The following is a 12266-nucleotide window of genomic DNA, read 5'->3' as shown; positions in this document are numbered from 1 at the left end:
CCCAGCCGCCGAGGACGCCCGGGGGGACGACCGAGACATGTCAGACAGCGCCGCCTCAGCGAGCCCGGATGCGGCGGCGGCGGCCGTCGCCGACCTGTACATCGAGCGGATGCGGCGCGCCCTCGCCGCGGGGGACTACTCGGCCGCGTCGGAGGCGGCGCGCGCCGGCTGGTACGAGATGCTGACGCTGCGGGGCCGGGTCGTTCGCGAACTGCTGGAAGAGGCATCCGCTTCGGACCTCAAGGACCAGCCCGTCCTGCTGATGATGCTGGGACTGGTCTACAACGCGAACCTGTTCCAGCGGGCGCGGGCGCTGCGGTATTTCGCCGCCGCCGCCGTCGCCGCGCGTCGGGAAGGCGACAGGCAGCTCCCGCCGATGGATCGCGCTCTCATCCGTACGGGTCAGAGCGCGGCGCTGCGGCTGCTCGGTCGGCCTTCGCTCGGCGTCGAACCCGCTCGCCGCGCGGTGGAAGCGCTCGATCAGCTGACCACTTCGGAGCGCGCCGACGCCCGCAACGTGAGTCGGCTGTACGCGCAAGCGGGCATCACCCTCTACTACGGCGGGCGCACGACCGAGGCGATCGGCGCGTTCGCGAAGGGGGTCGCCGAGGCGCCCGAGTCGGCGCCGATCGAAGGCTTCGGCAGTATGGCGATGCTCGCCGGCATCCATGCCCGCGACGGCCAGCTCGACGAAGCCCGACTGCTGGTCGACCGGATGCGGGACGAACCATCGCTCGCGCACGAGCGCAGCGGGTACACCGGCACGTTCTACCGCATCGCCGAGGCCACGCTCGCACTGGAGCGCTTCGACGCCGGCACGGCCCGACGCCAGCTCGCCGATGCCGCCCCGAATCGCCGGGTCGTCGAGCACTGGCTGGCCGTCGCCGAGACCGAGGCGCTGGTCGCCCTGGTCGACGGGCACGCCGCCGACGGACTGGCGCAGCTGGAGGCCACGACCGGCCTGCGGGGCGCCGAGGGACGCTCCACCCACACCCGCCAGCAGCTCGCGCGCGTGCGCGGGCTGCTTCAGCTCGCGCTGGGAGACCTCGACGCGGCATCCGCGATCGCGCAGCGCGATCCGCGCGCCGGTGCCGGCGCGCACATCGAGCGCGCGCGGGTGGCGCTGGCGATGGGGCAGCCGGGCACGGCGCTCAAGGAGCTCAAGGTGATCGCCGGGTCGACGCTGTCGCCCCGGAGCTCGGCCGAGGCGGCGGCGCTCGAGATCGCCGTGCTCACCCGCTATCCCCCGCGCCCTCGCCTCAACGCCTTGGTGATGCGACTGGCGGCGCTGCTCACCCGCTCGGGGCTTCGGCTGCCGCTGGCGCTGCTGCCGTCGGACGACCTTCATCGCGTACTGGGCGAGCTGTCCCGCGTGGGTGCCGACGACATCGCGGCGGACATCCCGGGATCGCTGCTCCTGGATGCGCTCCCGGTCCTCTCGCTCACCAAGCGGGAGCTCGCCTTGCTCGCCCGGCTGCCCGAGTGCGCCAGCGTCAGCGAGCTGGCCGGCGCGCTCGGCGTCTCGCCCAACACCGTCAAGACGCAGCTGCGCAGCCTCTACCGCAAGCTCGGCGCCGCCAGCCGAGAGGACGCCATCGCGATCGGACTCGACCGCCACCTGCTGGTGCCGACGTCCTCGCGCGCATAGACCCTGCCGGGTCGGTTCGTTCGGGAACGGATGCCGCGCTCAGCCGGCCGGCGCCTTCCGGCGGATCCCGGCCCGGTGCACGGCATCCGCGATCAGTGCAGAGAACCACACCGCCGCGCACTGACCGATGAGGCGACCCGCGAGCACGGCGACCGCCATCCAGACGGTCAGGCGCTCGGCCGAGAAGACCGGCAGCGACACGAGGAACAGCACGACGGCCGAGGCGACCGCCGCCATCGCGTAGTGCCGTGCGCGCAGCGCCGGCGCGAAGCGACGGCCGGCGTTCAGGACGAGGTCGAACGGCAGCGTGGCTGCGAGCAGCGAGAAGAGGATCAGCGGTCCGAGGGCGGTCGACGCGAACGACAGCACCCCGACGAGGCCGCCGACCAGGGTCGCCGCGAACGGCAGCACGAGCAGCCGTCGCGCGAGGTAGGGCAGCACGCTGTGGACGCCGGCGACCGCCGCGTACGCCGGAGGGAACGTCGCCGCGAGCGAGGTCGTCAGCGGCGCGACCACGACGAGGAGCACGGCGCCGATCGCCCCGAACGCGGCGGCGATCATGAGGTCGCGGGTGAGCGACCGCGCACGCGACCGCGTCGGTGACGGCTTGCCGCCCGTGACCGCCGTGCCTTCGGTCGCCGCACGCCCGCGTTCGCGGCCGTGATCACTTCGGTTCTCGGTCACCGTCCACCCCCGGCTTCCGATTCTGCCGAATCGCCGAGCAGCTCGAAGACCGCCGCTGCGCCGCGTCGCCACGCCAAGGGTGCGGCGGATCAGGGGTCGCGGTGCCGGGCCGCTGTCTCCCTGACGCATGTCGGACACCCGTGGTTGGCTGAGGAGCATGGACACTGTGACCTCCGCAGACGGCACCCGCATCGCGTACCACGAGACCGGGGACGGGCCTGTCGTCGTGATCGTGAACGGGGCCATGTCGAGGGCGGTCGACGCCGCAGGACTGGCCGATGCGCTGGCGGATGCCGGCTTCCGCACCGTCACCTGGGACCGCCGCGCCCGCGGCGACAGCGGTGACGCCCGCGGCTCCACGCCGGAGCGCGAGGCCGAGGACCTCGCCGCCGTCATCGACGCCGTGGGCGGCGACGCGGCCGTGCTGGGACACTCGTCGGGCGCCGTCCTCGCGCTGTACGCGGCCTCGCTCGGCGTACCGGTGCGGGCGCTGTTCCTCTCGGAGCCGCCGCTCCGGTTCGGCGTCGACGAGCCCGCGGGCGACCTCGCCGAACGCCTGCAGCGCTTCGTCGACGAGGGCCACCCCGAAGACGCGATCACGACGTTCCAGCTCGAGAACGTCGGCCTGCCGCGCGAGATGGTCGAGGCGATGCGTGCGAGCGAGCAGTTCGCCGACCTCGTGCCCCTCGCGCAGTCCACGGTCTACGACACCAACCTGGTCGCGGCGGTGTCGACGCCGACGCCCGAGATGCTCGCCGTCGACGCGCCGATCACGGTGCTGCGCGGCGAGCAGACCTTCCCGATCCTCATCTCGGCGTCCGACCGTCTCGCCGCCGAGATCGACGGAGCCGAGCTCGTCATCGTGCCCGAGTCGGTCATGCACCGCCCCGACCCGGCCGCGACGGCACGGGTCGTGAGCGAACGCATCGGCTGACGTCAGTCGCTCAGCCGGTCGAGGAGGTCCACCGCGGCGCGGGCGTACTCCCCGATCCAGCGGTCGTGGATGCGCTTGATCGGCAGAGGTGCGAGCGCCAGGTGCCGCTCCCGGCCGATCTTGCGACCGGTCACCAGCTCGGCCCGCTCCAGCACGCGCAGATGCTGGAGCACCGTCGTGCGATCGACCTCGGGAAACCGCGCGCACAGCGCCCCGGTCGCGAGCGGCTCGTCCTTCAGCGCGTCCAGCATGCGGCGTCGCAACGGCGCGGCGAGCGCCTTGAACACCAGGTCGTCGTCCGACCCCTTGCGCTCGGCAGCCGTCATGTTATAAAACTACAACATGTCTGAAGAACTCACCGCCCTGTCTTTCACCGTGTCGGGGCGTGTCGCGCGGCCGGTCGCCGACGTCTACGAGGCGGTCGCCGATCCCGAGCAGCTCTCCCGGTACTTCACCACCGGTGGCGCGCGGGGACGCCTCGAGAAGGGCGCCGACGTGACGTGGGACTTCGCCGACTTCCCCGGCAGGTTCCCGATCACCGTCGTCGAGGCCGACCCGCCGCGGCGGCTCGTGATCCGCTGGGAGGCCCGCGCCGGCGTCGAGGCCGAGACCACGACGACGTTCGAGTTCGAGCCCGTCGACGACGGCGCCCGCACCCTGGTCACGATCACCGAATCGGCGTGGCAGGCCACCGCCGACGGCGCGAAGAGTGCCTTCGGCAACTGCGAAGGCTGGACCGGCATGCTCGCCGCCCTCAAGGCGTGGGTCGAGCACGGCATCAACCTGCGCGAGGGCTTCTACGCCTGACGCGGCCGCCCGCGCCGAGACGACGCCGGCTTCGCCCCGCGCCCGCCGCTACGCGATGCGCCCGGGGCCGCGCCGCTACGCGATACGGGTGCCCGACGGCAGCCGCCGCGCGGGCGTGCGCGTTCGCGCCCACGCCCACCACATCAGCCCGGCGGCCAGCAGCGCCTGCAGCGCCATGCCGACGAACCAGCTCGGCGTGGAGTGGTCGATGACCCGCTCCGCCGTCGGCTGCCCGTCCTGCTGCTGCCGCGGTGCGCAGTCGTCCCACCGCTGGTCGAGGTCCGGCGGCTGCTGCGCCGACCGCACCGCGAACTTGATCTGGCCGAAGAGGTCCTGCGGGTAGCCGTGCGGGTCGAACTGCGTGGGCGTCGCGTCGGCGAGGATCACGAACGGGTTCGCGGCGAGCAGCCACCACACGTGGTCGAAGCGCGGCATCTCGTACGTCGAGGTCTGCCACTGGCCGCACGTGAGTTCGGCGTCCTCGTCGCACGGGTACGACTCACTGGATTCCTCACCGGGCATGCACGGCATCTCCCCGTACTCGCCGTAGTCGAAGCTGCGGTAGCTGCTGGTCGCCTCCGAGCGGATCGACATCCCGACGAGTCCGAAGGCGATGACCGTGCCGAGCACCAGTGCCGCGACGACGAGGTAGGTGGTGGCGACGGAGAACAGCGGGCGCGACAGGATGCCGCTGAGCGCGACGCCGATGGCCGCGATCACGCCCACCTCGAAGACGAGCACCAGCAGCGACACCGTGATCGTCGCCGGGTCGCCGCCGCCGGCGAGCGTCGCGATCACGAGGAACGGGATCGCCACCGCGACGAACGCGAGGCCGGTGATCCACGCCGCGAGGAACTTGCCGAAGAGGATCTCGAACGTCGTCGCGAGGGTGACCTGCACGGGTGCGAGGGTCGCGGCATCCCGGTCGCCGTTGATCGCGTTGCCGCTCAGCGTCGGCGACACGAGCACGACGAGCAGCAGCGTGATGTACACGATCGTCGAGTAGATCGCGCCGCCCGGCCGGTACACCGACCCCCAGGCGAGGAACGACAGCCCGGTCACGATCGCCAGCAGCACCGCGAAGACGCCGAGCAGCACGTACCAGGCGACGCTGCGGGTGCGCTGCGTCAGCTCGAGGCCGACGATGGCGCCCAGTCGCTGCCCGTTCACGAGGTCGCCTCGCCTTCGTCGGTCGCCGCGCGCGGGTCTGCGGATGCCGCATCCCCCGGCGGCGGCGCGCTCGCCGGGTCCGTCGAAGTCGCGTCCACCGTCGGCGGCGCGGGGTCGAACGCAACCCCCGCCGGCGCCTGCGGAGCCCGGCCGTCGCCGAGGTCGAGGAAGGTGCGCTCGAGCGTCCCCTGCGCGGCGGCGAACTCCACGACGGAGAGCCCCGCGCCGAGGAGGTCGCGCAGCGCCGCGGCGGCGGCATCCTCCGTCTCGAACGACACGACGACATCGCGCCGGTCCACCCCCACCTGCTCGGCGCCCAGCCGCAGCGCGGCGGCGACGTGCGGTGCGGCCTCGGATGCCTCCGCCCCTGCGATCCGCACCCGCCACGGCCGTGCGCGGCGGGAGGCCGCTTCGACGCGCGCCGGGTCGACGGTCACCCCGCCGAGCAGGAACACGGCATCGTCGGCGACCTCTTCGAGTTCGGAGAGGATGTGGCTGGACACCAGCACCGTGCGGCCCTCTGCGGCGAAGCGCCGCAGCAGCAGGCGCAGGTCGATGCGCGCCTGCGGGTCGAGGCCCGATGCCGGCTCGTCGAGCAGCAGCACCCGCGGGTCGTGCACGAGCGCCCGTGCGAGGCCGAGGCGCTGCTTCTGGCCCCGCGAGAGGACGCGTGCCGGCGCGTCGGCGAGGTCGACGAGTCCGACGTCGGCCAGCAGCTGCGCGGCACGAGCGGATGCCTCGGGCTTCGGCATCCCGTACAGCCGTGCCGTCACGGTCAGCGTCTCGCGGGACGACAGCGTGCCCCACGCGCCCAGCGCGTCGGGCATCCAGCCCAGCAGCGCGCGGGCCTCCTGCGGGTGGGTCACCGGGTCGACGCCGTCGATGCGGATCGACCCCGCGTCGGGCGCGAGCAGCGACGCGAGCATGAGGAGCAGCGTGGTCTTTCCCGATCCGTTCGGCCCGACGAGGCCGGTGACGCGACCCGCGTGCGCCTGCAGCGTCACGCTCCGCACCGCCTGCACCTCACCGAAGGCCCGACGCACCCCGTCGACGACGATGCCGGCATTGGTCATGCGCCCCACCCTAGTCAGAGCGCCGGCCGCTGCTCGGGATTCGCCGCGCGGGCGTCACCGCCGGAAGAACGACACCCCGAGATCGGGATGGTCGACGAACACTCCGTCGACGCCGGAGTCCCGGATGACGCCCCACTCGGCCTCCCAGTCCCCGAACGCCTCGGGGCCGCCGGGGAGGCGGAACTGGCCGATGAGGAAGCGGTTCTCGGGCCGGCATGTCCAGGTGAAGACGCGCAGCCCGCGCTCGTGCGCATCGGCGACCACCGACGACGGCCCGCTGGTGCGACCGAGCTTGTCGGGGGCGAGGATGCTGCGCTTGTCGACGCTGATGCCGTCGACGCGTCCGACCAGGGCGTCCAGACCCTCCGGGCTGGCGGTCTGCCGATACGTCGGCGCCGCCTTGCCCTGCGCGGCGAACAGGTCGAACGGCCGCCCCGCGTGCTCCAGCAGGTAGATGTACGAGGCGCGGATGCCCCGCTCCTGCAGCGAGAACAGCACGGTCGACTCGAACGCCTCGATCGTGAGCGGCAGCGCCCCGTCGCCCCAGCCCGCCTCGCGCAGCTCGGTGTCGACGAGGGCGGCGACATCCCACCCGAGCGAGGCGAAATAGGTCGCGTGCTTGATCTCGAGCACGACGCCGATCTCGCGGCCGTACTCGAGCGACGCGTCCCGCGCGGCGTCGAGCACGTCGCGCAGGCGCAGCACCGGCTGTTCGCCGTCGAAGCTCGCGCTCGAGGACCGCAGGTCCGAGATCCGCTCGCGGCAGCGCAGCGTCGACAGCTCGTCCCACGTGAAGTCCTCGGTGAACCAGCCGGTGTGCTCCGCGCCGTCGACGGTCTTCGTCGTGCGGCGGTCGGCGAACTCCGGCCGGTCGGCGACATCCGTCGTGCCCGAGATCTCGTTCTCGTGCCGCACGACGAGCACGCCGTCGCGCGACACGACGACGTCCGGTTCGACGGCATCGACCCCCATCTCGAACGCCAGGGCGTACGACGAGCGGGAGTGCTCCGGGCGGTAACCCGGAGCACCGCGGTGGCCGAAGACGAGCGGATGGCGGCGCGGCATCGCTCCAGGCTAGCCGCGTGAAGGGAGCGGACCGCGCGTCGCGGCGTCCGTTCATAGCCCTCTCACAGCGCCCGTCCGTGCCTGGCAAGTGGCGGTCGGATAGTGTTGATCAACAGCATCGTGCTGGGATTCCCTTGACATTGGAGTGTGAGAGCAGTGGCCCTCAACAACCCCGCGTTCAACAACCCGGCCTTCCAGGACCCGAAGGCCGTGCAGACCTACCCCGGCGGTTCGCAGGCGGCGAGCCTCGGCGGCCAGACGCAGTTCGCGACGGCGCAGCGCGCCGGAACGGATGCCGCGGCCCAGGCGCAGCTCGAGGGCATGTACGCCGCTCCGGCCGCAGGCGCCGTCGAGACCGGTCGCATGTCGTACGAAGACACCATCTGGAAGACCGTCGGCCTGTTCGCGATCCTCCTCGTCACCGCAGCCGTCGGCTGGGTGTGGACGATGGCCGGCGTCTCCGCCCTGAACCCGAACCCGTCGATCCTCCCCTGGATGATCGGCGCGCTCGGCGGTTTCGTGCTGTCGCTCGTCGTGATCTTCACCTCCCGCAAGAAGATCCGCCCCGCACTGATCTTCGGCTACGCCGCCTTCGAGGGTCTCTTCGTCGGAGCGATCTCGGCGTTCTTCGAGTTCCTGTGGCCGGGCATCGTCGTGCAGGCGACTCTTGCGACGTTCGCCGTCGTCGGCGTGACGCTGGCGCTCTTCGCCAGCGGCAAGATCCGCGCCTCCAAGCGCGCCACGAAGGTCTTCCTCATCGCGATGGTCGGCTACCTCGTGTTCTCGCTCCTCAACATCATGCTGATGCTCTTCAACGTGCCGGTCGCCGGTGGCGCGTTCGGTCTGCTCAGCCAGAAGGTCGCCGGCATCCCGCTGGGCCTCATCATCGGCGTCCTCGTCGTGATCATGGCCGCGTACTCGCTGGTGCTCGACTTCGACCAGATCCAGCAGGGCGTGCGCAACGGCGCTCCCCGCCAGTACGGCTGGCTCGGCGCCTTCGGCATCATGGTGACGGTCGTCTGGCTGTACCTCGAGATCCTGCGCATCCTCGCGATCGCGCGCGGCGACGGCTGACGCCTCACGTAAGACCACGAGCGGCCGCCCGGTTCTCCGGGCGGCCGTTCCGCGTCACGGGCCCGGGTTACGGTCGGCGAGCACCCCGCCTAGGCTGAAGCCGGACCGAGGAGTGGCATGGCTCGACGTCGGATGGCTTTCGGTGCGGCAGCACTGCTGCTCTGCCTCACCGCGTGTTCAGGAGCCCCGATGACCGAGCCCACGACGCCCCAGCCGTCATCCAGCCGCACGCCGTTCGAGACGACCACGCGCGGCCCCATCGCCCCCACCGGAGAACCCGCCACGGTGTCACCGGCGCGCTGGGACGCGATCGTCGCCGACCTCGCCGACCGCGGCGTGACCGGCACCCCGGAGCTCGAGTCCGCGTGGGCGGTGACCTGGAACAACGGCGCGCTGGGATGCCCCTCCCCCGGCGTCTCGTACACGCAGGCGCTCGTCGACGGCATGCGCGTCGTGGTCACCGTCGACGGAACGACCTACGACTATCGCTTCGGCACCTCGGACGCCCCGAAGCTCTGCACCCGCTGACGGCGAAAGGATGCCGCGGCCCCGCGCCGCGGCATCCGCTTCCCCTCGTCCACCGCCGCCGCATGCACGACGTGGCGCCCCGTCCGAGGACGGGGCGCCACGTGTGATTCGCCGGGGGTTCGGCCGAGGTTACTTGGCCTTGACCAGCAGCGCCTCGTCCTTGCCCGCCGCGTTGTCCATCACGACGACCATGACGCCCAGCGGCTTCTGCGCGGTGAAGGCCGCACCGTTGACGGTCACGGGCACGTCCACCTTGCCGCCGACCGGAACGCTCTCGAACTGGCCGTTCGTGAGGGCAGGCGCCCACGGGTCGTACGTCGCCTTGCCGTCGATCACGTCCTCGCCGTCGTTGACCGACGAGAAGCTCTCGACCATGTAGTCGAACGCTCCGGCGGTCAGGCCCAGGTCGCTCGCGACCACCGGCAGCAGGATGGTGCTGCTGTCGGTCGGTGCCGAGGCGTTGAAGCCCGTCGCGATCGTGTCGCCCGTGGCCACCTCGTAGGCGAACACCTGCGAGATGCCGTTGGCGTCTCCGGCCGTGACGAGGCCGCCGTCGGCCGAGAACACGATCCAGTCCGGGTTCCCGTCACGGTTCGTGTCGAGCAGGACGTCGAACTCGTTCGCCGCGGCGTTCGACCAGCGGTTGTGAGTGCTGACCGCGAAGACCAGCAGCTGGTCACCACCGATGTCGAACGACTGCACGCCCGCTGCTCGCAGGTCGTACCCGGTGTCGGTGAACGACTTGGGCGCGTCCTTCTTGTCCTCGAGACCCCAGGTGTAGAAGTCCGCGTCGCCGGCGAAGGCGCCGCGGTTGTTCTTCAGCGAGACCATGACATCGCCGTCGACCGGCTGGTTCTTCTTGGTCACCTTCAGATCGCCCGACGTCGAGACATCGGTCGTCGCCCGGGGCACGAGCAGGTACGGGACCCGCAGCGTGTCGGTCGCCGACGTGAGCACGACGTCACCGGAGAACTCGTAGAAGGCGAAGCCGCCCGCCGTCGAGCTGCCCACGGCGCTCACCGGGGCGCTGAGGTTCACCGTGACCTTCTCGGTCTTGCCCGGCCGGACCGTGATCTGGCTCGGGCTCGCGCTCACCGTGGCGGCGGCGGACTGCGCCGACGCCTCCGTGCCGACGTTGTACGTCACCGGCTGGGTGCCGTAGTTCGTGACGGTCACGGTCTTCTTGCCCTGGAAGGACTTGGCGCTCTCGGCGAAGCCGAAGTTGAGCCCCGACTGCCGCAGCTTGCCGTCCTCGGTCTTGAACGAGTCGCCGTTCGCCGTGACCTGCTGGGCCACGACCTGTGCCGCGTCGACCAGGCCGACACCGCCGCGGACGAGGTTCTGCCCCGCGACCTTGTCGGGGTCGGCCGTCGAGACCAGGACCGACGCCACCTCGGCGGCCGACCAGGTCGGGTGCGCCTGCACGGCGAGCGCCGCGACACCAGCCACGTGCGGCGCCGCCATCGACGTGCCCGAGATGGTCGCCGGGCCGTTGCCCGTGCCGACGCCGGTCGAGACGATCGAGACACCGGGGGCCGCGACATCCACGCCCAGCGCGCTGTCGCCGCTGCGCGGTCCGCTCGAGCTGAACGACGCATACCCGCGGAAGCCGGGGTTGTCCAGCGGTGCCGGAACGACCGTGGCCGGCTTGCCGTTCACGAAGGTGGCGCCGTCCGACGAACGGACGCCGAGGAACGGGATCGTGACGGTGTAGTCCTCGCCCGTGTCGGGGTTGTTCGTGATCGTGCCTTCGAACGGCGGGTAGTCGTTGGTGGTGTTGATCATCACCGCGGCCGCCGCACCCGCCTGCTGCGCGTAGATCGCCTTCGCCACGCGCGCGCAGACGCCACGCGTCGACACGGCGAGCTGGTTCCCACCCGCGGCGACGCCGGCCTTCTGGTACGCCGCGACCGAGCAGCCCAGCGCCTCGTTCTCGTTCGGCGTGCTGGGGTCGTCGGCGAGCCGCACGACCGTCATGCCCGGAAGCCCGGTGAGCACCGCGCCGTTGGCGTTGATCGCGGGGACCCCGACGCCGTCGACCGTGATCATCGCGCCCGGGAAGGTGGCGGTGCTGTCGACGGCCGAGACCGAGACCACGCCGTCGCCGTTGCCGGCGAGGTAGGGGCTCGGGCCCTCGTTGCCCGCCGACTTCACGACCACGACACCCGCACCGATGGCGTTGGCCGCCGCGACCTCGTCGGGGTCGTCACCACGGCCGAACGGCGAGCCGAGCGACATGTTGATGACGTCCATGCCGTTCTCGACGGCCCAGTCGATCGCGGGCACGACGACGTCGGTCGAGCCGCCGCATCCGAACACGCGCAGGGCGTAGATGTCGGCCTTCGGCGCGACACCCGGTCCGATGGTCCACTCGGCCGACGCCGTGGAGGCGTCGTAGGGGCCGGTGTAGGTGGTGCCGTCGGCGGTCACGCCGCTGCCGGCCGAGGTGCCGGCGACGTGGCTGCCGTGGCCGTTGCAGTCCAGCGGATTGGCGTCGGGCTTGGGAACGGGCTGGTAGTCCGGCGAGGCGGGGTCGGCGTTGTACGAGTCGCCGACGAAGTCGTATCCGCCCTTGACGCGCGGCGCGTTCGGGCCGAACTGCGTCGGATCGGCCGGCTGCGCCTCGGCCGCGTTCGCCGCGGCGTAGGCCTCGGGGCTTCCGACGCCGCCGAAGTTCGCGTGGGTGTAGTCGACGCCGGTGTCGATGATCGCGACCTTGACGTTCTCCCCGGTGAACCCCGTGTTCTGCCACACCTGGGGCACGCCCAGGAACGGCACCGAGACGGCGTTGTCGAGCGTGTAGTTCTTGACGGGGTGCACGGCGACGACGTTCGGCAGCGCCGCCACGGCGTCGACCTGGTCGGCCGGGATGGAGACCTGGATGCCGTTGTAGGCCGACTGCATCGTGGCCTCGATGCGGGCGTCCTTGCTCTTGAGCGAGCCCGCGATCGCATCCTGGTTCTTCTTGAGGGCGTTCTTGATGGCCTTGCGCTCGGCGGCCGTCAGCTCGCTGCCCTTGTTGGCCTGGGCTACGGCGACGGGGTCGCCGGCCATCTCGACGATGACGGTGACCCGCCCGTCGGCACCGACGCTCATCGGGCGGACGGTCGTCCCGACCGCTCCCTTCGCGTCGGACTTCTCGAACCGCGACGACGGATCGTCGTCCGGGGTGGCGGCCAGGGCCGCGGTGGGAGTCGCGATGGCGAGCGCGAGAGCGCCGGCAACCGCCAGAGAGCGTCGGAACAAGGGGACCTACTTTCTCATGGGGAAGAAGAAGCAGTAC

The 12266-nt window shown here is 71.6% G+C and carries 11 protein-coding genes; 5 read left to right on the top strand and 6 right to left on the bottom strand.

Annotated elements, in window-relative coordinates; genetic code table 11:
* The first annotated feature begins 37 nt into the window (after positions 1-37).
* Positions 38-1648, top strand: coding sequence for a LuxR C-terminal-related transcriptional regulator (locus tag AC1DDU_RS10990; RefSeq protein ID WP_477433987.1), 1611 nt, complete (start codon positions 38-40; stop codon positions 1646-1648).
* A 39-nt stretch (positions 1649-1687) separates the two neighbouring features.
* Here the strand turns inward: AC1DDU_RS10990 and AC1DDU_RS10985 are convergent, their stop codons facing one another.
* On the bottom strand, positions 1688-2332 hold the full coding sequence (locus AC1DDU_RS10985) for a hypothetical protein (protein WP_477433985.1): 645 nt from the start codon (positions 2330-2332) through the stop codon (positions 1688-1690).
* A gap of 157 nt (positions 2333-2489) precedes the next feature.
* Between AC1DDU_RS10985 and AC1DDU_RS10980 the strand changes: the two genes are divergently transcribed.
* Positions 2490-3266: an alpha/beta fold hydrolase gene (locus tag AC1DDU_RS10980; protein ID WP_477433983.1), complete on the top strand. Its 777-nt coding sequence runs from the start codon at positions 2490-2492 to the stop codon at positions 3264-3266.
* A 2-nt stretch (positions 3267-3268) separates the two neighbouring features.
* Here the strand turns inward: AC1DDU_RS10980 and AC1DDU_RS10975 are convergent, their stop codons facing one another.
* On the bottom strand, positions 3269-3592 hold the full coding sequence (locus AC1DDU_RS10975) for an ArsR/SmtB family transcription factor (protein ID WP_477433981.1): 324 nt from the start codon (positions 3590-3592) through the stop codon (positions 3269-3271).
* Positions 3593-3608: 16 nt separating this feature from the next.
* On the opposite strand from AC1DDU_RS10975, the gene AC1DDU_RS10970 reads away from it, so the two are divergent.
* Entirely contained in the window at positions 3609-4073 is a 465-nt protein-coding gene (locus tag AC1DDU_RS10970) for an SRPBCC domain-containing protein (protein WP_477433979.1), read from the top strand.
* Positions 4074-4148: 75 nt separating this feature from the next.
* Here AC1DDU_RS10970 and AC1DDU_RS10965 read toward each other — a convergent pair whose 3' ends face one another.
* The 3 genes from AC1DDU_RS10965 to AC1DDU_RS10955 are packed head-to-tail and all read right to left on the bottom strand — an operon-like array spanning position 4149 to position 7381.
* Complete coding sequence (locus AC1DDU_RS10965) at positions 4149-5243, bottom strand: ABC transporter permease (RefSeq protein WP_477433977.1); 1095 nt, start codon at positions 5241-5243, stop codon at positions 4149-4151.
* On the bottom strand, positions 5240-6316 hold the full coding sequence (locus AC1DDU_RS10960) for an ABC transporter ATP-binding protein (RefSeq protein ID WP_477433975.1): 1077 nt from the start codon (positions 6314-6316) through the stop codon (positions 5240-5242). The genes AC1DDU_RS10965 and AC1DDU_RS10960 overlap by 4 nt, the downstream gene beginning before the upstream one ends.
* 54 nt (positions 6317-6370) lie before the next feature.
* A complete protein-coding gene (locus AC1DDU_RS10955; RefSeq protein ID WP_477433973.1) occupies positions 6371-7381 on the bottom strand; it encodes a glycerophosphodiester phosphodiesterase family protein in 1011 nt (336 codons plus the stop codon).
* Positions 7382-7537: 156 nt separating this feature from the next.
* On the opposite strand from AC1DDU_RS10955, the gene AC1DDU_RS10950 reads away from it, so the two are divergent.
* Both AC1DDU_RS10950 and AC1DDU_RS10945 read left to right on the top strand, forming a co-directional pair.
* Complete coding sequence (locus AC1DDU_RS10950; RefSeq protein ID WP_477436801.1) at positions 7538-8455, top strand: Bax inhibitor-1/YccA family protein; 918 nt, start codon at positions 7538-7540, stop codon at positions 8453-8455.
* Between the two features lie 189 nt (positions 8456-8644).
* Positions 8645-8983, top strand: coding sequence for a hypothetical protein (locus AC1DDU_RS10945; protein WP_477433971.1), 339 nt, complete (start codon positions 8645-8647; stop codon positions 8981-8983).
* 129 nt (positions 8984-9112) lie between these two features.
* On the opposite strand, the gene AC1DDU_RS10940 is transcribed toward AC1DDU_RS10945, so the two are convergent.
* Positions 9113-12229 carry a S8 family peptidase gene (locus AC1DDU_RS10940; RefSeq protein WP_477433969.1) on the bottom strand — a complete coding sequence of 1039 codons (3117 nt, stop codon included), beginning with the start codon at positions 12227-12229 and terminating at the stop codon, positions 9113-9115.
* Positions 12230-12266: the final 37 nt, after the last annotated feature.

This window comes from Microbacterium sp. 05T445 (assembly GCF_056395865.1).
This window is presented reverse-complemented; position numbering and strand designations above follow the sequence as displayed.

Bases quoted from the DNA above. Each gene is read 5' to 3' on its own strand.
- AC1DDU_RS10970 (WP_477433979.1), top strand. From the start codon at position 3,609: ATGTCTGAAGAACTCACCGCCCTGTCTTTCACCGTGTCGGGGCGTGTC.
- AC1DDU_RS10980 (WP_477433983.1), top strand. From the start codon at position 2,490: ATGGACACTGTGACCTCCGCAGACGGCACCCGCATCGCGTACCACGAG.
- AC1DDU_RS10990 (WP_477433987.1), top strand. From the start codon at position 38: ATGTCAGACAGCGCCGCCTCAGCGAGCCCGGATGCGGCGGCGGCGGCC.
- AC1DDU_RS10955 (WP_477433973.1), bottom strand. From the start codon at position 7,381: ATGCCGCGCCGCCATCCGCTCGTCTTCGGCCACCGCGGTGCTCCGGGT.
- AC1DDU_RS10975 (WP_477433981.1), bottom strand. From the start codon at position 3,592: ATGACGGCTGCCGAGCGCAAGGGGTCGGACGACGACCTGGTGTTCAAG.
- AC1DDU_RS10945 (WP_477433971.1), top strand. From the start codon at position 8,645: ATGACCGAGCCCACGACGCCCCAGCCGTCATCCAGCCGCACGCCGTTC.
- AC1DDU_RS10960 (WP_477433975.1), bottom strand. From the start codon at position 6,316: ATGACCAATGCCGGCATCGTCGTCGACGGGGTGCGTCGGGCCTTCGGT.